Genomic DNA, 20,771 nt, shown 5'->3' on the forward strand with positions numbered 1-20,771 from the left:
AACTAAAAATGCTATATTCTTGAATATTCTGCTAAATGATTAATTTAAATATACACGAATTGGGAGAATTTAGTCAAGTAAGCGATTTTATTTTTTTGTATTTTTAAATAATTTTTCAGTCAAATTTTTAAATAGGTATAGGACAGACCGAGTATGTAATATTCTTAATTGAATGCTATACATAATGAGGTGAAAGAATGAATAAGTCTTACTTATTAGACAATGAAGGAATGAGAACGAGAACCGATATACCGGATTGGGTTGCAAAAGAATTTGAGATTTTTTCAAGTGTCGTGTTAGAACCAACTTTTCCATGTTATTTCGGTTTAACAGCTTTGAAAAAGAATGAACTTCGTTATTCATTTCTTTCTCATAATGATTGGAGTCATTTGCCACATACAATGTTATCTTTTTTAGAGTTAATGAAAGAGAGGCCGATTGTAAGAAGGGGCTTTTTCCTTTTTGTAGAACCGGAATGTGAAGAACAATCACTCGAATATTACCGTGATTCCTTTTGGAAAGTGTTACAGTATTTACATGAAAACGATAATCAAGCATGGCCAAAGCAAATTCCTGAAGATCCAGACCATTATTTATGGGAATTTTCATTTGGTGGTGAGCCAATATTCGCATTTGGAAATGCGCCAGCTTATAAAAAACGAAAAACTAGATATTTAGGGAATTCACTCGTTATTGGGTTTCAGCCACGCACTATTTTTGATGGATTAGAGGGAGATCATCCTAAAGGAGCATATTCAAGACAAATGGTCCGTGAGCGAGTTGAAAAGTGGGATCAATTGCCGAAACATCCTAACATTAGTCATTATGGTGACCCAGAGCATCGCGAATGGAAACAATATTTCATAGGAGACGATGTAGAGCTAATAAAAGGGAAATGTCCTTTTCTTCATAGGATAGAAAAGTAAGAGCCATCACCTAGATGGTTCTTTTGTATATTTTGGATAAAAAAGGGTATTTTATTATGAAAGCTAGTCTATTTTTTTAATTACATCATTAACTAGTAGTAAAGAGAGTAGAAAGGATAGAGCGATGTTTGGAGCAATTATACAGCAAATCGTATTAGGTATATCATTGGCTGCGCCAGTAGGGCCAATTAATATTGAAATGTTAAAACGAGGAATCGAACGTGGGTTTTGGCACGCTTGGGTTGTTGGAATTGGCGGAATGACTGCAGATGTTTTATTTATGCTTCTCATTTATTTCGGTTTATCTTCTGTGTTTATGTATACATATGTACAAGCCTTCATGTATTGCACGGGTTTTTTCTTGTTATTTTATTTAGGATTTCAAAGTGTAAAACAAGGAATTTTCCACTCGAATATGGAATATAAAAAAGAAGAGGTAGGTGGCCTTAAGCAATCGTTTATGGCAGGATTTTTAATTGCGATATCCAATCCATTAAATCTTGTTTTTTGGTTTGGTATATACGGAAGTACACTTAGCTCATTACTTACGAAGGTAACGAAACAAGAAGCTTTTTTATACAGTCTTTGCATTATTGCTGGTATTATTTTATGGAATTTAAATATTGCTTTTTCTGTACATTTTGGAAGAACTTTATTAAAACCAAAAGCGCTTGGCTACATAACAGCCGGAGCAGGTATTATTTTAGTATGTTACTCTATACATTTTGCATACAAAGCTTTACAGTTGTTCACATAAGATTGAAGGGGAGATTTTTATGTATCGAACCACTATTGAAGGAAAAGAAATTATAATTACGTTAGCGCCAAAAATCCGAAAAGAAATTACTGATAGAGATCCACTATATGAAACGGTATTTCATAATGCAGCAAGATTGTTACAAACAAAGCAACCGACGTTTGCAGTAAATCATGAAATATTGGGGCTTATTATTGGAGAAGTGCAAAGAGGAGAAGTAACAGTGTTTGCAGTGGAACATATTATTCCGAAGCAAAATATATTTGGACCAAACAATTTTTTCTCGACAATAGAACAGCAGGCAAATTTGTAAAGTGAATAGAATAAGAATAGAAAAGAAATAGTCGTAACGATATGTTGCGGCTGTTTTTTTGGAAAAGGGGAAACAAGATGAAGAAAGTGGGGAAAGAGTTCTTTTTACAACATGATATCGTTATTATGTATAGCATTCTATTTATTTTCATTATTATTTTAAAAATGCAATTTTTTACGTGGTTTGGTATGTTAGCATGTATGGTTGGGATTGCTTTCTATACACTTAATGAATATATGACACATCGTTTTTTATTCCATATAAAGCCACCTAAAAACACATTTCTATTAAAAATGTTAAGAAGATTGCATTATGATCACCACGTATATCCAGATGATTTAAAACTTTTGTTTTTACCTGTTTGGTTTAGTATACCTAGTTTTACTATATATTTGCTTATAGCATATGGTATTACAAAAAGTGTTACTATTACACTTTCATTTGGAATCGGAATGATTATTATGCTACTCGTTTACGAATGGAAACATTATATTGCCCATAGACCGATTCGTCCCGTCACTAAGTTTGGAAGATGGTTAAAAAAACAACATATATTACACCATTATAAAAACGAAAAGTTTTGGTTCGGTGTTTCAAATCCAGTATTCGATTTTATATTTGGAACACTTAAAGACGGAAAAGAGGTTGAGTTAAGCGAAACAGCTCGTAATTTAGAAAAGGAAAAAAAGACAAAAGTAGTGCGTTAAGCACTGCTTTTGTCTTAATGAGGAAAAAATAAGTAAGGTGTCACTTTATGTTGAAAAAGTATATTAAAAATTTAGGGGAAATTGCCGAAAAATGTCTATCAAAAAATCTTTGCATGAATGCACGGATTGTCTACAATAAGTATAAGTTTCTGAATATTTATAAAATTTAGTCTTTAGGTATGCAAGGGGGAAGTGCATTTCAAGTAAGAGAGGGGATCGGTTAATGAAACGAGATGATACGTCAGCACGTAAGTTGCAAAATGAGGTGAATTATACAGAGGTTGTTCAGTCAGAAGAATTTCAATTGCTATTAAATACGAAAAAGAAGTTCATCGTTCCAATGAGTATTTTCTTTTTAAGTTTTTTTATTGCGTTACCTATATTAACATCGTATTCAAAGGTACTCAATACACCGGCATTCGGTGATGTTACGTGGGCATGGGTATTTGCATTTGCTCAATTTATTATGACGTGGTCATTATGTATGATTTACAGCAAAAAAGCGGAATCCTTTGATAAAATCTCACAAAACATTCTGCAAGATATGCAAAAAGGGAGGGGATGACTTTGAATGTAACCGCTTTTGCACTATTTTTAATCATCGTACTTGGTACACTCGTCATAACTTATTTTGCATCGAAGAAAACGAAAAATGCGAGTGAGTTTTATACGGCTGGAGGGGGATTAACTGGTTGGCAAAATGGTCTGGCTATTGCGGGAGATTATATGTCTGCTGCGTCCTTTCTTGGTATAGCTGGGGCGATCGCGTTAACTGGGTTTGATGGGTTCTTTTATAGCATCGGTTTTTTAGTTGCATACTTAGTTGTATTATACTTAGTTGCAGAGCCGCTTCGAAATTTAGGAAAGTACACGTTAGCAGATATGATTGCAGCGCGTTTTGATGCGAAAAAAGTTCGCGGAGTTGCAGCGCTTAATACGATGACGATTTCGATTTTTTATATGATTGCACAATTAGTTGGGGCTGGTGCACTTATTAAATTATTATTAGGAATCGAATATACGACATCTGTTTTAATCGTTGGTACATTAATGACAGTGTACGTTATTTTTGGCGGAATGACTGCGACGAGCTGGGTTCAAATTGTAAAGGCTGTATTACTTATGGCTGGTACATTTATTATTTCTGTTATCGTTTTCGCAAAATTTAATTTTAGTGTGACTGAAATGTTCGCACAAATGAAGACAGCTACACCGTTAAAAGACTCGTTTTTAAACCCAGGAGTAAAGTATAAAGATGGCCTTGATACGCTATCTTTAAATTTAGGACTAGTTCTTGGTACAGCTGGATTACCACATATTCTTGTTCGCTTCTTTACAGTTCGTGATGCAAAAACAGCACGTCAATCTGTAGTATACGCGACGTGGTTAATTGGCGCATTTTATATTATGACAATTTTCTTAGGATTTGGGGCAGCGGCATTTGTAGGGAATGAGGCAATTATTAAAGCAAATCCTGCTGGTAATATGGCAGCACCTTTATTAGCGAAAGCGTTAGGTGGAGATTTCTTATTTGCTTTCGTATCAGCCATTGCTTTTGCAACGATTTTAGCTGTAGTGGCAGGCCTTGTATTAACAGCAGCGTCAGCCTTTGCACATGATTTTTATAATGAAATTATTCGCAAGGGGAAATCAACGGAAAAAGAGCAAGTTTCAATGGCTCGCTATGCGTCTATTGGAGTAGCGGTATTATCCATTATACTAGCGTTATTTGCTCAAACATTGAACGTAGCATTTTTAGTTTCATTAGCATTTGCAGTTGCAGCGAGTGCAAACTTACCAGTTATATTATTCACAATATATTGGAAGCGTTTCAATACAGCGGGTGCCATCTCTGGTATGATTGTTGGTCTCGTATCAGCTATTGTTCTCGTAGCGTTAAGTCCGAATGTTTGGAATCCTGTAGCTGGAAAAGCTATATTTGTTGGAGAAGCGATATTCCCATATACGACACCTGGAATTATTTCGATCCCGCTCGGATTCCTTGCAGCGTATTTAGGGACCATTTTATCTAGTAAGAAAGAAGATGCGGCGAAGTTTGATGAAATTCTTGTGAAATCTAATACTGGTCATGGTATTAGTGATGCGTCTTCACATTAAAAAAGAGGGGCTTTTCGATAATAAGAAAAGCTCCTTTTTCTTTTGTCATTTTATTGTAAATAATACTGCTTTGTAAGTAGGATTTGTCTTAATTTTGTGGAATGAAAATAAGCAGGGAGAAATTTAAATCATCATGGCACCAGCGCAGCTTTTGTGAAAAATAAGTTGTTATGGAAGGTGGAAGAAATGATGAAAACGAAACAGACTGATGAATTATTAGCAAAAGATGAGCAATATGTTTGGCACGGAATGCGTCCCTTTAGTCCAAATAATACAATGGTAGGGGCAAAAGCAGAAGGGTGCTGGGTTGAAGATATACAAGGGAAAAGATATTTAGATGGTATGAGTGGTCTTTGGTGTGTGAATAGTGGATACGGCAGAAAAGAGCTCGCAGAGGCAGCTTATAAGCAATTACAAACATTATCATACTTTCCGATGTCACAATCGCATGAACCGGCTATAAAGCTTGCAGAAAAATTAAATGAGTGGCTTGGAGGAGAGTATGTTATTTTCTTCTCTAATAGTGGTTCGGAAGCGAACGAAACAGCTTTTAAAATAGCAAGGCAATACTATGCGCAAAAAGGTGAAGCACATCGTTATAAATTTATGTCACGTTACCGCGGGTATCATGGAAATACAATGGCAACGATGGCAGCGACGGGACAAGCACAGCGTAGATATCAATATGAGCCATTTGCTTCAGGCTTTTTACATGTAACGCCGCCAGATTGCTATCGTATGCCTGGAATAGAAAGAGAGAACATTTATGATGTAGAATGTGTGAAAGAAGTAGATCGCGTTATGACATGGGAATTAAGTGAAACGATTGCAGCTTTTATTATGGAACCAATTATTACGGGTGGAGGCATTTTAATGCCACCACAAGACTATATGAAAGCTGTTCATGAGACGTGTCAAAAACACGGTGCCTTGCTCATAAGCGATGAAGTGATTTGTGGTTTCGGACGTACAGGAAAAGCATTTGGATTTATGAATTATGATGTGAAGCCAGATATCATTACGATGGCAAAAGGGATTACGAGCGCATATTTACCGTTATCAGCAACAGCTGTGAAAAAAGAAATATATGAAGCATTTAAAGGGAAGGGAGAATATGAATTCTTCCGTCATATTAATACATTTGGTGGAAATCCAGCGGCTTGTGCATTAGCACTTAAAAACTTAGAAATTATGGAAAATGAAAATTTAGTTGAGCGCTCTGCACAAATGGGCTCGCTTTTATTAGAGCAATTAAAAGAAGAAATTGGAGAGCATCCACTTGTTGGGGATATTAGAGGAAAAGGTTTACTAGTTGGAATTGAGCTAGTAAATGATAAAGAGACGAAAGAGCCAATTGATAACGACAAAATTGCAAGTGTTGTAAATGCTTGTAAAGAAAAAGGGTTAATTATAGGGCGAAACGGTATGACAACAGCAGGATACAATAACGTCTTAACATTAGCACCACCGCTTGTTATTTCGAGTGAAGAAATCGCTTTTGTTGTTGGAACGTTGAAGACAGCGATGGAACGCATTTAATGAATGAAGCGAGCTGTAGATTACAGCTCGCTTTTGTTTAGTAGGAGGAGTTTTTTATGGAGAAATATGATCCTAGTCAACATTATCACATCGGATATTATGAAGATGGATATGATTTGGAAGTGACAGCGTACAAAAGAATAAATGAACCAGTTTGGGATGCTTATATTCCGCACTATGAGGCAGACGGTTTTTATAAGAAAGTGGAGGAAATGAAACTAGGCGAATATATAGATGATTATGGCATTAAGGTGTATTCATTTAGTAATGATATCGATGATGAAGAAGCTCGAACTATTTTTGAAAAATGGTTAAAAAAGCACGAGATTGTTTAAAGATAAAACAAAAAGGAGATTGCTATTTTATAAGATAGCAATCTCCTTTTATTATAGTAAACTTATTTACTTGCTTTCATTCATTGCTTTATCTTTAGCACCAAAAGTGTATTTTAACATTGGTGGTGTAATCATTGTAGTTAAAATAACGACAATAACGATTGCTGTAAAGTAATCTTGTGCTAATAGACCTGAAGAGAGTCCTGTTCCTGCGATGATAAGTGCAACTTCACCACGAGAAACCATACCAGAACCGATAATTGCAGAAGACTTTGCATCAAATCCAGTCATGCGTGCACCAACACCACAACCAATTAGTTTTGTTAATACAGCGATTACTGTTAATGCTAGGATGAACCAAATTTGATTGCCAATACCGTCAAATGTAATATTCATACCGATACTAACGAAGAATACTGGAACGAACATAGCGTAAGCAATTGGTTCTACTTTCTTTTCTACTTCATGTTTGTAGTTTGTTTGAGAAATTGCAATACCAGCAGCGAAAGCACCAATAATACCAGCAATTCCTAATAATTCGCCGAAATATGCGAATGAGAAACAGATGATAAGAGCTGCGCTCACGATAGACTCAGATACGCGTAGTGGTGATAACCAACGCATAATCGCTGGTACACCTTTCCATCCAATTAAAATAATAGAAGCGAAGAATACTACTTTCTTCAAGATAATCATTGTTAAGTTAACATCATCAGTGCCTAAGAAGCTCATTGCGAATGCTAATAAAATAACAACAAGAATATCATCAAATACAGCGGCTCCAAGCATCGTCGTACTCTCACGTGTTTTCATTTTACCTAAATCACGAAGTGTTTGAACGGAAATACTAACACTTGTCGCGCACAGAAGTAACCCTAAGAATACAGCGTTTCCTTGTTCCATTCCCATAACAAGACCGGAAACGTAACCACCTACGAATGGAAGAATGATACCCCCGAGTGCAACTGCTAAAGAAGAATTGCGATTTGCGTTTAATTCATCTAAGTCTGTTTCAAGTCCTGCCATAAACATTAAAAGAATAACACCGACATTACTTAATTGTGTTAGAAGCTCTGAATTTTCAATCCAACCTAATATAGCTGGGCCGATAACGATACCGACAATTAATTTACCTAGCACAGAAGGTTGACCTAATCTAACACTAAGATCACCAGCAAGTTTTGTACTTAATAAAATAAGTGCAATTTGAAAGAAAAATTCGAATTCCATCTGATCCTCTCCTCGTCATTTTTAGTTTTATCATACGATTTCTCGGAATTTGCCTAATGAAAATATGTAAAACCCATTAAACAAAAAGGGTCTGATTACAAGTTCTTTTGAACTCGTAATTTGAACCTGTAATTAATATATAATAAAATTTATTAAAAATCAATGAAAAAATAGCAGATTTTCATGATGGAATTTGATTTAGGTATGAAGGGAATGGCTATATAATAAGAAGAAATAAGGCAACATTTTTAATGAATTGGAGAAGGAAACATGTTATTAAATAAACGTTTTACAATTGGAGAAATGGCAAAAATGCATAATATCGCAGAATCTACATTAAGGTATTATGATGAAAAAGGAATTTTTCATCCGTCCATTGTTGATCCTCAAACGAATTATCGTTATTATACAATCGATCAATTTTCACTGTTAGATACGATTAAATTTTTACGCCAGTTAAATATTCCGTTAAAGGAAATTAAGAAATATATTGATGAAAGAAATCCAGCATACGCACTCAATTTACTGGAAAAACAACAAGAGATGATGCTGAAGAAACAAAGAGAAATTGAGTATGCTTTGGCGAAAATGGAGCATAGAATTCATTTAATTAAGGAAGCAACAAAAGCAAAAGCTGAACAAATGGTAATAAAAGAGATCCCGCAGCGAAAAATAACAGCTATTGCGGTTGCCCCGAATACGACGGATGATATGTTTGAGTACTACATTCATTCGTTGCAAAAAAATATGAGGCAAATGGATGATAGCTTATTTTCTGGAGATATTGGTGTAACTGTTGCGAAAAAAGGGTTAATGCAAAATGAGTTTCAAGCATATAGCAGTGTATTTATTCTTTTGGATTATATGCCGTATGAAGTGCATACTTCAGATGAAATTAAAGAAGGTTTATATGCTTGTTCTTATCATCATGGACCGTATGAAGAAACAGATGCAACGTACAAGGAGTTACTTACATACATTGATAAAGAAGGTTACGAAGTACATGGAGATTCGATTGAGATTGGATTGATTGATTGGTCTGTAACAGAAGATCCTGAGGAGCAAGTAACAGAAATTCAAATTCCTATAATGAAAAAACAAAGCAATAAGTTATAGGACTCGTATAATTACAAATGAGCATCAAACGCGATAATTAAGTCACCTATTTTTTAATTCTCTATTGACCTTAAAGTTACTTGAAGGTTTAAACTAAGAAAAGAGAGTTGAAAAAAAGGAGCATATTAGAGTATGGAAGCAACAGAAAAATTAAGAGAAAAACCAATTAAAAGTTTATTTATTTCTTATTTAATACCAGCCGTCCTCGGAATGGTATTAATGTCAGTGAATATTGTAATTGATGCGGTTATGATTAGTAGAGGAGTTGGGGCGAACGGTTTAGCAGGAGTGAACGTGGCTATTCCAGCCTTTTCGATTTTCTTCTCTATTTCATTATGGATTGGAATGGGCGGGGCAACGTTATATTCCATTGCATTAGGTGAAAATAAACGAGAGAGAGCGAGGTCTATTTTTACTCAATCAATGACGGTAGCAGTTGTTATCGTAGGTGTTTTAGCAGCGATTTGCTTATGGAGAATAGAAGATTTAGCATACTTATTTGGTGCAAATGAAGTAATTTTACCATATGCGTTAGACTATTTACACGTATTATTAACATTTGGAATGATATACGTTTTAGAAAATATTTTAAGTACATTTATACGAAATGATGGAAATCCTAATTTAGCAATGGCTGGTCTTGTTGTAACGGCTGTATTAAATATAGTGTTTGACTATATCTTTATTTTTATCTTTGGATGGGGCGTAACAGGTGCTGCCTCAGCGACTATTCTTTCGGCAGCGATTGGTTTCCTTGTATTATTAACCCATTTCTTTAGAAAAAGTAGTATTTTAAAGTGGACGAAATTTCATTTTGAATGGGATACTGTCAAACAAATTATGGTGATTGGTTTCCCAAGTTTTACAGCAGAAAGTACGGTTGCAATCGTAACGATTGGTTTTAATATCGCATTTGTCCAATATGCAGGAGAAGTAGGAGTAGCTTCCTATGCGATGGTGAATAGTATTCATGCAATGACATTACTATTATTCTTTGGTGTTGGAGCAGCATTACAGCCAATTGCTAGTTTCCATTACGGGGCAAATTTATCAGAGAGACTTCGTGAAGGATTGAAGTTTGCTGTGAAAATTGCTGTTGTCCTCGGAGGCTTTGCGATAATTGTCGGATTATTCTTTGGGAAATATATCATTGGTTTATTTGATGTTCAATCTCCAGAATTATTGGAGTTAACCTTAACAGGTATTAGTTTATTCTTTATCCAATACGTATTTTTAGGTTATAACATTGTGTATGGAGAGTACTTCCAATCAGTGCGACAAACGAAGAAATCAGTACTTATTATAATGAGCCGAGGATTACTATTTATTATTCCATTGTTATGGATTATGCCGAAATTATTTGGTATAAATGGAATTTGGCTCGTTATGCCAGTTGCAGAAGTAATGACAGCGGTTATCGTATTTACGATGAATCGTATGAAACATCCTGTGCCATTAAATATGGCAGGAGAGAAAGAAGCGATATGATGAAGAAAATCCCCTTAAGCAATTAAGGGGATTTTCTTATTCCTTTAAACTAATCGCAAAAGATCCATCCGTTTCTTGAACAGAAGCAAAGGCAACGTTTTTAATATTTGTAATTCCTTTTTCTTTTAATTCTTTATATAACCATTTTTCATCTTTATGTATTAACTTTAAGTTATCATATTGAATTTGTGAATCGACGATAAGTGCAATTGGTAATCCAGCATACTTAACTTCTATGTTTAAATCTTTTGGAGTTAATGGTACAAGTTCTCTTTTTGGTAAAATACTAATAGCGCCGTTCGCTTCTAAAATAGCGTATTCAATTTCATGAACACTTGGATATCCTGCAACGCGAAGATTAGAAAGCAATTCTGCAATGGGGTATCTACTTTTTTGTAAGTTCTCAAAAATAATATCACCATGTTTAATTAAAATGATAGGGTGTCCGAGAATAAAACGATTTAGTTTGTTGAATAGGCTTAATTTTGTAAGGAGTAAATGTAAACATGTGATAACAACCATACCGAGAAATGCTTGTAAAGCACCAGAGACGGGTATGGCCTGGAAAGCTAAATAAGATAAAAAAATTATAGCCCCAAAATCATGAGGAGTTAGTTGCGCTAACGCGGATTTACCGAGTAACTTAAGCGATAGTAAAAATAAGATGAAAAAGAACGACACGTTACATAAAAAGAGAAGCAATAGAGACACTCCTTCGTGTAAAGTTGTACTTACTATTCCCGAAAGTAATATAAATATTACCTTTCAGAGGATAAATTAGGGTTTATTGGAATTTGTCTGTATACAAACAAATAAATGGATATTATTATGAAGGAAGTAAAAGAAAATAGGAGTATATGAATATGAGAAAGAAGAAAATAATGAAGGGCATTTTAGGTGTTATAATGATTTGCGCCGTGTATGCGGGGTTTTTACAATATCACATTTATAAGCATGGGCATATGAATGCAACCTACGATGCTGATTACATAATTGTACTAGGATCGAAAGTAAATGGGACGAAACCATCTTATTCATTGCAATATCGTATTGATAAAGCAGCTGAATATTTAAAATCACATGAGAAAACAATCGCTATCGTATCTGGAGGACAAGGAAAAGGTGAAGACATTTCAGAAGCATTAGCAATGAAACAAGGATTAATAAAACAAAACATCGTAGAAGACCGCATTATAATGGAGGACAAATCTACGAGTACAGATGAGAATATTACATTCTCAAAACCGTTAATTCCAGCCGATATGAAAAAAGGTATGATCGTAACAAACGATTTTCACATGTTTAGAGCGAAAAAAATAGCGGCCAAACAAGGTTTACAATTAGAAGGTCTTCCGGCAAAAACACCGAAACCAATCATCATTCCATCGAATGTACGAGAATATTTAGCAATTACACAGTATTGGTTTATGAATCGAATATAGTGAAAGTGATCCCGTCTGAAACTCAGACGGGATTTAGTTTGAGGAAAATCTTACAAATATGTCACGTTCGTGAAAGGTAAAGCGATAGTTTCTAGAATGATTTCCTGACATAATGAAGGTAACAAAAAATATTTAGAGGTGAATCGGATGAAAGGAAATAATATTTTATCTTCGTTATGTTATTTTAGTATCTTTTTTGCACCATTTTTACTACCAATTATCGTGTACTTTGTTGCAGAAGATGAAGTGAAGTATCACGCGAAAAAAGCATTTTGGTCACATGTTTTCCCATACGCAATCTTATTTGGAGGACTAGCAGTATCAGGCATGTACGGTTTAGGGTTCAATCAATCTGATGGTGCTGGAATTGGAATGGCTATCACATATGCAGTGTTCATTCTTGTAGGGATTTACTACTTCATTTGGAATATCGTAAAAGGTATTAAAGTTTTGAAAACGGCGTAATAAGATAAGTATAATTTCATTTACCGTATTGATAAACGTTTTAAAAAAGGGCAATTCAAAAAGAATTGCTCTTTTTGTGCTTATAAGTTGTGAAAATTGAAAAAAATATGTTAATTTTTCATTATGAAGAGAAAAAAGGAGTGATTTTCATGAATGAGATCATACATAAGATGGAGCAACATGTTTCAGTTCGTAAATATAAAGAAGAATCAATTCCGAAAGATGTAGTAGAAAAGATGGTGCATGCTGCGCAACATGCAGCTTCATCACATTTTGTACAGGCGTATTCTGTTATATATGTAACAGATCAGCAATTAAAGGCTAAACTAGCAGAGCTATCCGGAAATCGCCATGTGAAGGACTGTGCAGCATTTTTTGTTTGTTGTGCAGATTTAAAACGACTTGAAATTGCATGTGAAAAACATAGTACAGAGATAAAGCATGAGGGAGTAGAAGACTTTATCGTTGCGACGGTAGATGCTTCACTTTTTGCGCAAAACTTAGCATTAGCGGCAGAATCATTAGGATACGGTATTTGTTATATTGGTGGTATTCGCAATAATCCGAGAGAAGTGAGCGAATTGCTTCATTTACCGGATAAAGTATATCCTGTATTTGGAATGACAGTCGGTGTACCAGATGAAGAACATGGAGTTAAACCACGTTTACCAGTAGCAGCAGTTCTTCATGAAAATGGATATGATGAACAAAAATATGATGAATTACTAAACGAATATGATGAAACGATGAACGCGTATTATAAAGAAAGATCATCAAATAAGAAAAGCGTAACATGGACGGAATCCATGAGTTCATTTATGTCTAAAGAAAAAAGAATGCATATGAAAGAGTTTTTAAGTGAAAAAGGATTAAATAAGAAGTGAGTAAGAAGGCAAACCTGACGTATAGGTTTGCCTTTTTTGGAGGAGAAATACCTAAGGCCAGAAAGTTGTTTATTCTTTCTGAACTTAGGTATTTTGTTTGTTATCATATACATAGAAATAAAAATTAATAATCTTTTACAAAAGTGATAGAAAATGAGAATGAAATGCCAATAGTAAGTAAAAGCGGCATAATAGCCGCTTTTTATCGTTTTATTTAGTAATTGATTTGAAATACTTTCCTTATGAAAGAAAGATTATTGCTAATTGTAAACTGTCAATAAAGTTATTTAAGTTTTGATATGGAATACCCCGCCGGAAAATACAGCAATAATTTCGTTTGAACATATCTGTTATTGCACGATCTAAAGCATCTTCTATAACAAGTTCAAACTTTCAATAAGAAGATAACCCCCTGTACAACTTAAAAGAATGTACGTAAATATTTTAAAAATCCGTTGATTAAGCCATTTAAAAATGATTTGACCTATAAACAAACCTAAAAATACAATTGGAATGGCATAAAAACTTGATTCCCAAATGGTTTTGTTTGTGCCAGTAAAGAGTATTTGAGTTACTAGACTAATGAAATATATAAACAGATAAAAAGCTAATGTAGTTGCTCTTAACTTCTCTTTTTCAGTATTAGTTCCTGTAAAATAAAGTAACAGGGGTGGACCTGGCATACCGATACTTGTCGTTAAAAGACCAGATAATCCGCCAACTATGAAATCTCTAGATTGTGTTGATCTAACCTTAACGTTGCATATTAGCAACAATGTTAATAGTAAGAGTAGGATGCTAACTGCTAATTTAAAAGTGTTTATGTTAACGGAAATGAAAATTAAAATGCCAAAAGGAACACCAACTATACTTCCAAAAATAAACCTTTTCAGTAGAACAAAATCAACGTCCATTCTTATTTTCCAAATGAGTGAAATGGAGATAATTAAAGATAAAATAATGTTTATTTGTATAGCTTCTTGTGGTAGAAATAACATAAGTAAGAAAGGGGTTGCCATTATGGAAAAGCCAAAACCTGTACTTGCTTGCAGAATAGAAGCCACTAATATAATACATATGAAAATGAATGTGATACTCAAAACAGCCCTCCTATTTAATCAAGTTTAACTAGTTAAAGTCTATTATTTAAGTGCAATGTTTCACAAACTTATTTGTATTTTAACATAAATATCTAGTTTTTTCTCAAATAGTGTTGCCATATAAGGCTCTTTAATTAAAAAATCTGACTTGTATTTTTAAACAATTTTATTATGGGGAAACAAATAAGGAATGGGATCAAAATGTATTGATTATCATTAAATTATTCACTGAGATCCCCGCGATAAAACAAGAACAGCCATATAAAACTTACAAAAATACAGCATGTAGCTAATAAACTGCCAATCATTTGAGGAGAAAGAATTTCTAACAGTCCTCCTGTAAAAAACATCGATAACTGAATAAGAGATGCGTAAATGGAATAATGGAATGAAAAAACAGCTCAAATATGAGCTGTTTTTCTATAGTTTTTCGTTCATTTGTCAAGGATAGGATATATTAATATCCGTATCCACCGCCACCCCAACAGCTACATCCGATGATGATTAGAAGGATGAATAGTACGATAAGCAAAGCAAATCCACCGCCGAAACCAGCGCAACTTCCACCATAACTCATATGTTTTCCTCCTTTTATTAAGTTAATCTATATGGTTCATGGACTACTATATACAGTATGTTTTTTGTATAGAAAACGAGCCAGTCTCATTTATAATTAGACAAATGCCTGTAGATTCATTAGGATTGTATGTTAGTGATTTGTAAATAAATCTTTACGTAATCCGTAATTTAGGCATAGAAAAATAAAAAATTGTAAAAAAAACCATTTTTTTATTTTTTTATGAGAGAATATGTACTATAATTTTACAAGTAATATTATGGGAAAAGGGAGTTTTAGTATAGAGATGGAGATGGGACAATTACAAAATAAAATAGAAAACAAAAAGAAAGAGTTAATTCAACTTGTTGCGAGGCACGGATTGGATCATGATAAAGTTTTGTTATTCAGCCGAGATTTAGATATACTAATTAATAAGTTTATGAATATAAAAGACAAAGTGCATAAATAAAGAATTTATAGTTTTTTATATTAAGATGTTTAACAGAAAGGGGAGGACAGTAATTGGAACATTTACAGGAAGAATTGTATAAACAAATAAAAGAAGAAAAAGGTACAGTTACAATTTTCTTAAAGAGTGGCGTTAGAATAGTAGGAGAAGTTGTTGGAGTGGATAAATTTACAGTTTTAATCTTAGTGGATGGAAAACAACAGCTTATTTATAAGCAGGCTATATCAACAATAATGAAATAAGACACTCTTGTTGAGTGTCTTATTTCATTATTGCTTGCATGCCTCAACATCAATGCCGGCAGCAATTAACTTCTTTTCTCCATCTTGTTCAATAATTTTTTGTAATTTAGATAGGAAAGAATCAAAGTTTGTATGCTTTGCTACTTGGAACGTCATTTTATGTTCAATTGGTAGCCACGTATCAATATCAGCTTCGTTATGTTGGATTTTCACCTCAAGTTTATCGAGTGCATTAGCAACTTTTGCTTCGTACGTTTCTTTCGCTTCAAACTCCATCCATAAGTCATATAATTCCTCGCCGAGAGAACCTGTTAACGTTTGTTTAATATTTAAAATAGCCTCTAGTTCATTTTTTTGTTTTTGTAGCTGTAATTCGTGACTATTCATTGTATCAAAAGCAGGAATATCACCAGCTTCGGCTTCGACTAGGTCGTGAATAATAACCATTTTAAGTAATTTCTCAATACTTACTTTTTGATCCAAATAAGGTTCAACTAAAATGGCCATTAGAGACATACGCCATGTATGTTCGGCAACACTTTCTTGACGCCCGTTGGAAAGCCAGCTATGTCGCATTTCATATTTTAGTTTTTCTGCTAATGCAATGACTTGTAAAATGTTGTGTTCCATCGTCATCCTCCTCATTTATTCATACCATAATTCTAATATAGAAATGAAATGTGTCAATTTCATGAGTATATTGCGATAAACAGATGATAAGCGTATAATACATGTTATATGTGAAAACGTATTATTAAAATAAAAAAATGTTATATAAAAATGGAAAGGAAAGGGCAGAAATATGGGAGAGAAAAATCAAGTATTAGCTAGACCACAAAGAAGAAAAAGGAAGTTTGATATTTCTAGCCCAGTGGGCATTATAGTAGGTTTCATTATAGTGATAGCGGCAATTATGCTTGGCGGCGGTGGAATAAAAGCTTTCAAAAACTTTTTAGATGTTTCATCTATTTTAATTGTCATAGGGGGAACTACAGCGACAATTGTTGTGGCATATCGATTTGGAGAAATAAAAAAATATACGAAAAGCATTTTTACTGTTTTACATAGAAGAGAAGAAGATTTAGAACAGTTAACGGATTTGTTTGTCGATTTTTCGAAAAAGTCTAAAAAGCACGGCTTACTTTCTTTAGAGGTAGATGGGGAGCAAGTAGACAATCCTTTTATTCAAAAAGGAATTCGATTAATGTTAAGCGGTTACGATGAAGATGAATTAAAAGAAGTGTTATTGAAAGATATTGAAACGGAAGTGTATGAGTTAAGAAAAGGAGCAGCATTATTAGATAAAATTGGTGATTTTGCTCCAGCTTGGGGAATGATTGGTACGTTAATCGGTCTTATCATTATGCTCCAAAACTTACAAGATACATCGCAAATTGGTACAGGAATGGCAGTTGCGATGTTAACGACATTATATGGGTCTGTACTTGCGAATATGATTGCAATCCCTCTTGCGGAAAAAGTATATCGTGGTATTGAAGATTTATATACAGAGAAGAAGTTTGTAATAGAAGCAATTTCAGAATTGTATCGTGGACAAATCCCTTCTAAATTAAAGTTGAAACTGGATACATATGTATACGAAACAAAGGTAAAAAAGGTAAAAGGAGCAGCCTAATATTTCAAGGAGTGGTATGATGAGTAAAGGACCGCAAAAGGGATCGCCTCGTTGGATGACGACTTTTACAGATTTAACGATGTTATTATTAACTTTCTTTGTATTACTAGTTGCTACATCAAAGCAAGATGCAGTAAAATTGTCAAAGATGCTTGAAAAGTTTAGTGATACGGGGCAAGTAGATGCAAAAGTAATGGAAAATACAATACCGGATATTTCACATGAAAAAAATGATGAAAAAATGATTTCAAAAAAGAGAATGGATGAATTATATAAGAAGTTAAAAGCGTATGTAGATAATAACGGTATTAGTCAAGTGAATGTATATCGAGAGGATACAGGGGTAAGCGTCGTTATAGTAGATAATTTAATATTTGATACAGGCGATGCGAACGTTAAGCCCGAAGCGAAAGGGATAATAAGTCAATTAGTTGGATTTTTTCAATCCGTACCTAACCCCATTGTTGTAGAGGGACATACAGATAGTAGACCTATTCATAACGAGAAATTCCCATCTAACTGGGAGTTATCTTCAGCACGAGCGGCAAATATGATTCACCATTTAATTGAAGTGTATAATGTGGACGATAAAAGGCTAGCTGCGGTAGGATATGCAGACACAAAGCCAATTGTACCAAATGATTCACCGCAAAACTGGGAAAAAAACCGTCGCGTTGTTATTTATATAAAAGAGTAGTATATTATTATTTTAATAATAAAATACTAAAAATACGAAAATTCTTTTAAAAAAATATTAAATTTTATCATTTTATTTTGTATAATGAGTGAGAATGATAAGGTGAAATATTAAGATATATTTATACATAGAAGGAGAGAATTAAAAAGAATGGCACATAAAATTTTAGTAGTAGATGATGCGATGTTTATGCGAACGATGATTAAAAACTTATTAAAAAGTAATGCTGAATTTGAAGTTATCGGCGAAGCAGAGAATGGGGTAGAAGCAATTCAAAAGTATAAAGAACTTCAACCTGATATTGTAACATTAGATATTACTATGCCAGAAATGGATGGGCTTGAAGCATTAAAAGAAATTATTAAAATTGATTCAAGTGCAAAGGTTGTTATTTGTTCTGCAATGGGACAACAAGGTATGGTATTAGATGCAATTAAGGGCGGGGCAAAAGACTTTATTGTAAAGCCATTCCAAGCGGATCGTGTAATTGAAGCTTTAACAAAAGTAGCAAATAGTTAATATAGAAGGGGTGCCACAAGGAATCAAAACAGTGATAGCGGATCGACGTGTGGCCCCCTTTTTTCTCATTGTAAAACACTAAATTGTTATACATAAATGAAATGTTTGTTAGACAGGTAGGGGATAAAAATGCAAACAGATCTATTAAATATATTTTTCGAAGAGTCAGAAGAACATTTACAGTCGCTAAATGAAAATGTGCTAGTGTTAGAACAAAATCCTGCTGATATGGATGTTGTAGGAGAAATATTCCGATCCGCCCATACATTCAAAGGTATGTCTGCGAGCATGGAATTTACGGAAATGGCTGATTTAACGCATAAGATGGAAAATGTGTTAGATGAAATTCGTCATGGAAATATAGTTGTAAATGCGGATATTATTGATGTGATTTTTGAGTGCATTGATAATTTGGAGAAGATGGTTGCAGATGTGCAACAAGGTGGAATGGGCAATATAGATGTAGTCTCAACTAAACAGAAATTAGAAGCATTATTGAACGGCAATGTAGAAACTCCTACGGAACATATAGAGCAAAATCATATAGACAACGATGATGCAGTTTCGCATGAAGTGCATATAACAGTTGAACAGCAGGCAATTTTAAAAGCAGTACGTGCCATTATGTGTATTGAAGCATTGCAAAATGTAGGGAATATACAAAAAACAGCTCCGAGTATTGAAGAAATTGAAGCAGATGCTTTCGGATTTGAATTTACAGTATTTATGGATACGGATTGTAGTATAGAAGAATTGAAACAAGTAGTACTTCATGTTTCTGAAATTGAGAAAGTGGAAGTAAAGCAAGGAGAACCTATATCGAGGGAAGTAGCTTCTAAAAAAGTCGTTACACAAGAAGTTGTGCAAGTAGAAGAAAAGCTACAACCAGCTGTGGTTACGCAAGTAAAATCACCGGTAGAGGCAACGAATCAACCTTCAAGTGCTATGCCGGCTAAAAGTACTACAAAAACGAAAAATGCTAAAGTGGAGAATCGTTCAATTCGTGTTCAATTAGAGAAAATCGAAAGATTAATGAATATGTTTGAAGAAAGTGTAATTGAACGTGGGCGCATTGATGAATTGGCTCAAACGATTCAAAACAAGGAGCTAATTGAACATTTAAATCGATTAGGCGATATTTCAAAAGATATTCAAAATGTACTATTAAATATGCGTATGGTGCCGATTGAAACTGTATTCAATCGTTTCCCACGTATGGTACGTATGTTAGCGAAAGATTTAGGGAAAAAAATCGATTTACAAATTACAGGTGAAGATACTGAAGTAGATAAAATTGTTATTGATGAAATCGGTGATCCGCTCGTTCATTTAATTCGAAATGCAATCGATCACGGTGTAGAAACTGTTGAAAAACGACGTGATGCAGGTAAAAATGAGACAGGTACGATTAAATTAGAAGCCTTTCATAGTGGAAATCATGTCGTTATTCAAATTACGGATGATGGAAACGGTATTAATAAAGGGAAAGTATTAGAAAAAGCGATTAAAAATGGCGTTGTAACTGAAGCGGATGCGAATAGATTAACAGATCGTGAAGTGTTTGATCTTATTTTCCAACCAGGATTTAGTACAGCTGAAGTTGTATCAGATCTTTCTGGACGCGGTGTCGGATTAGATGTTGTAAAACATACGATTCATAGTTTAGGTGGGCATTTAATTATTGATTCTGAGGAAGGAAAGGGAAGTACATTTAGAATTGAACTTCCATTAACGTTATCTATTATTCAATCTATGCTTATTCAAACAAATGATAAGCGTTATGCTTTACCTCTTGGAAATATCGTTGAAGCGATTCGAATTAAGAGAGAAGACATCCAATCCTTACAAGGAAAAGATGTGTTAAATTATCGTAATCAAATTATTGAAGTGAAACATTTAAGTACTGTATTTGGTGAAAAAACAGTAGATGAGGCGTTTGCGTCATATGATGGTCAAATGGTTCCTGTGTTAATTGTTCGTAACACACATCGCAGCTATGGACTTATTGTAAACACAATTATCGGTCAAAGAGAAATAGTCTTAAAGTCATTAGGTGACTTCTTTGCAGAGAGTTCTAACTATTTCTCTGGTGCGACGATTCTCGGTGATGGACGAGTGGTCCTCATTTTAAACCCAGAAGGTTTATAATAGGAATGAAGGAAAGCTCCCCACTTGTATACAATTGGGGAGCTTTTTGGCTAATCGTTACGAATCTAATAATGGGAATAC

The 20,771-nt window shown here is 34.1% G+C and carries 24 protein-coding genes; 19 read left to right on the forward strand and 5 right to left on the reverse strand.

The window, feature by feature from the left end; translation table 11 throughout:
• Positions 1–197 precede the first annotated feature (197 nt).
• The 8 genes from AXW78_RS07775 to AXW78_RS07810 all read left to right on the forward strand — a co-directional run bounded on the left by AXW78_RS07775 (position 198) and on the right by AXW78_RS07810 (position 6,695).
• Positions 198–926, forward strand: a complete 729-nt coding sequence (locus AXW78_RS07775) for a YqcI/YcgG family protein (RefSeq protein WP_001043773.1) — start codon at positions 198–200, stop codon at positions 924–926.
• 124 nt (positions 927–1,050) lie between these two features.
• Entirely contained in the window at positions 1,051–1,683 is a 633-nt protein-coding gene (locus AXW78_RS07780) for a LysE family transporter (RefSeq protein WP_000466565.1), read from the forward strand.
• A gap of 19 nt (positions 1,684–1,702) precedes the next feature.
• Positions 1,703–1,996, forward strand: a complete 294-nt coding sequence (locus AXW78_RS07785; protein ID WP_000286382.1) for a hypothetical protein — start codon at positions 1,703–1,705, stop codon at positions 1,994–1,996.
• 77 nt (positions 1,997–2,073) lie between these two features.
• Positions 2,074–2,703 (forward strand): sterol desaturase family protein, encoded by a 630-nt coding sequence (locus AXW78_RS07790; RefSeq protein WP_000755399.1) that lies wholly within the window; start codon positions 2,074–2,076, stop codon positions 2,701–2,703.
• 223 nt (positions 2,704–2,926) lie between these two features.
• On the forward strand, positions 2,927–3,268 hold the full coding sequence (locus AXW78_RS07795) for a DUF485 domain-containing protein (RefSeq protein ID WP_000817376.1): 342 nt from the start codon (positions 2,927–2,929) through the stop codon (positions 3,266–3,268).
• 2 nt (positions 3,269–3,270) lie between these two features.
• Positions 3,271–4,821 (forward strand): solute symporter family protein, encoded by a 1,551-nt coding sequence (locus AXW78_RS07800; RefSeq protein WP_001103249.1) that lies wholly within the window; start codon positions 3,271–3,273, stop codon positions 4,819–4,821.
• A gap of 189 nt (positions 4,822–5,010) precedes the next feature.
• Positions 5,011–6,360, forward strand: coding sequence for an aspartate aminotransferase family protein (locus AXW78_RS07805; protein ID WP_000850944.1), 1,350 nt, complete (start codon positions 5,011–5,013; stop codon positions 6,358–6,360).
• A 56-nt stretch (positions 6,361–6,416) separates the two neighbouring features.
• On the forward strand, positions 6,417–6,695 hold the full coding sequence (locus AXW78_RS07810) for a DUF3986 family protein (protein WP_000417077.1): 279 nt from the start codon (positions 6,417–6,419) through the stop codon (positions 6,693–6,695).
• Between the two features lie 66 nt (positions 6,696–6,761).
• Here the strand turns inward: AXW78_RS07810 and AXW78_RS07815 are convergent, their stop codons facing one another.
• Positions 6,762–7,925, reverse strand: coding sequence for a cation:proton antiporter (locus AXW78_RS07815; protein ID WP_000393874.1), 1,164 nt, complete (start codon positions 7,923–7,925; stop codon positions 6,762–6,764).
• A 270-nt stretch (positions 7,926–8,195) separates the two neighbouring features.
• Between AXW78_RS07815 and AXW78_RS07820 the strand changes: the two genes are divergently transcribed.
• Both AXW78_RS07820 and AXW78_RS07825 read left to right on the forward strand, forming a co-directional pair.
• Positions 8,196–9,041, forward strand: a complete 846-nt coding sequence (locus AXW78_RS07820; protein ID WP_000925915.1) for a MerR family transcriptional regulator — start codon at positions 8,196–8,198, stop codon at positions 9,039–9,041.
• Between the two features lie 132 nt (positions 9,042–9,173).
• Positions 9,174–10,529, forward strand: coding sequence for an MATE family efflux transporter (locus AXW78_RS07825; protein ID WP_000388398.1), 1,356 nt, complete (start codon positions 9,174–9,176; stop codon positions 10,527–10,529).
• Positions 10,530–10,565: 36 nt separating this feature from the next.
• Here AXW78_RS07825 and AXW78_RS07830 read toward each other — a convergent pair whose 3' ends face one another.
• Positions 10,566–11,231 (reverse strand): DUF421 domain-containing protein, encoded by a 666-nt coding sequence (locus AXW78_RS07830; RefSeq protein WP_000923924.1) that lies wholly within the window; start codon positions 11,229–11,231, stop codon positions 10,566–10,568.
• A 161-nt stretch (positions 11,232–11,392) separates the two neighbouring features.
• On the opposite strand from AXW78_RS07830, the gene AXW78_RS07835 reads away from it, so the two are divergent.
• From AXW78_RS07835 to nfsA, 3 genes are all read left to right on the forward strand, one after another.
• Entirely contained in the window at positions 11,393–11,971 is a 579-nt protein-coding gene (locus tag AXW78_RS07835) for a YdcF family protein (protein WP_001227672.1), read from the forward strand.
• 147 nt (positions 11,972–12,118) lie between these two features.
• On the forward strand, positions 12,119–12,436 hold the full coding sequence (locus tag AXW78_RS07840) for a magnetosome magnetite crystal formation protein family (RefSeq protein ID WP_000678055.1): 318 nt from the start codon (positions 12,119–12,121) through the stop codon (positions 12,434–12,436).
• Positions 12,437–12,585: 149 nt separating this feature from the next.
• The gene (gene nfsA, locus AXW78_RS07845; protein ID WP_001002397.1) at positions 12,586–13,320 is read left to right on the forward strand and encodes an oxygen-insensitive NADPH nitroreductase; all 735 of its coding nucleotides are present in this window, start codon (positions 12,586–12,588) and stop codon (positions 13,318–13,320) included.
• 374 nt (positions 13,321–13,694) lie between these two features.
• Here the strand turns inward: nfsA and AXW78_RS07850 are convergent, their stop codons facing one another.
• Both AXW78_RS07850 and AXW78_RS07855 read right to left on the reverse strand, forming a co-directional pair.
• Positions 13,695–14,420 carry a sulfite exporter TauE/SafE family protein gene (locus AXW78_RS07850; protein ID WP_061883952.1) on the reverse strand — a complete coding sequence of 242 codons (726 nt, stop codon included), beginning with the start codon at positions 14,418–14,420 and terminating at the stop codon, positions 13,695–13,697.
• 457 nt (positions 14,421–14,877) lie between these two features.
• Entirely contained in the window at positions 14,878–14,997 is a 120-nt protein-coding gene (locus tag AXW78_RS07855) for a YjcZ family sporulation protein (protein ID WP_000120179.1), read from the reverse strand.
• A gap of 232 nt (positions 14,998–15,229) precedes the next feature.
• Between AXW78_RS07855 and AXW78_RS07860 the strand changes: the two genes are divergently transcribed.
• Both AXW78_RS07860 and hfq read left to right on the forward strand, forming a co-directional pair.
• Positions 15,230–15,448 carry an aspartyl-phosphate phosphatase Spo0E family protein gene (locus AXW78_RS07860; RefSeq protein WP_000291691.1) on the forward strand — a complete coding sequence of 73 codons (219 nt, stop codon included), beginning with the start codon at positions 15,230–15,232 and terminating at the stop codon, positions 15,446–15,448.
• Between the two features lie 53 nt (positions 15,449–15,501).
• Entirely contained in the window at positions 15,502–15,690 is a 189-nt protein-coding gene (gene hfq / locus AXW78_RS07865; RefSeq protein WP_000400665.1) for an RNA chaperone Hfq, read from the forward strand.
• Between the two features lie 27 nt (positions 15,691–15,717).
• Here hfq and AXW78_RS07870 read toward each other — a convergent pair whose 3' ends face one another.
• Complete coding sequence (locus tag AXW78_RS07870; protein WP_000400780.1) at positions 15,718–16,320, reverse strand: HD domain-containing protein; 603 nt, start codon at positions 16,318–16,320, stop codon at positions 15,718–15,720.
• A gap of 172 nt (positions 16,321–16,492) precedes the next feature.
• On the opposite strand from AXW78_RS07870, the gene AXW78_RS07875 reads away from it, so the two are divergent.
• From AXW78_RS07875 to AXW78_RS07890, 4 genes are all read left to right on the forward strand, one after another.
• The gene (locus AXW78_RS07875; protein ID WP_000504191.1) at positions 16,493–17,326 is read left to right on the forward strand and encodes a flagellar motor protein MotP; all 834 of its coding nucleotides are present in this window, start codon (positions 16,493–16,495) and stop codon (positions 17,324–17,326) included.
• A 19-nt stretch (positions 17,327–17,345) separates the two neighbouring features.
• A complete protein-coding gene (locus tag AXW78_RS07880) occupies positions 17,346–18,023 on the forward strand; it encodes an OmpA family protein (protein ID WP_000033627.1) in 678 nt (225 codons plus the stop codon).
• A gap of 150 nt (positions 18,024–18,173) precedes the next feature.
• The gene (locus tag AXW78_RS07885) at positions 18,174–18,542 is read left to right on the forward strand and encodes a response regulator (RefSeq protein ID WP_000940568.1); all 369 of its coding nucleotides are present in this window, start codon (positions 18,174–18,176) and stop codon (positions 18,540–18,542) included.
• Positions 18,543–18,671: 129 nt separating this feature from the next.
• On the forward strand, positions 18,672–20,690 hold the full coding sequence (locus tag AXW78_RS07890) for a chemotaxis protein CheA (RefSeq protein WP_061883953.1): 2,019 nt from the start codon (positions 18,672–18,674) through the stop codon (positions 20,688–20,690).
• Positions 20,691–20,771: the final 81 nt, after the last annotated feature.

Origin of the sequence: Bacillus thuringiensis (genome assembly GCF_001595725.1) — a bacterium.
In the GTDB taxonomy this organism is placed as follows: Bacteria; Bacillota; Bacilli; order Bacillales; family Bacillaceae_G; genus Bacillus_A; species Bacillus_A thuringiensis_K.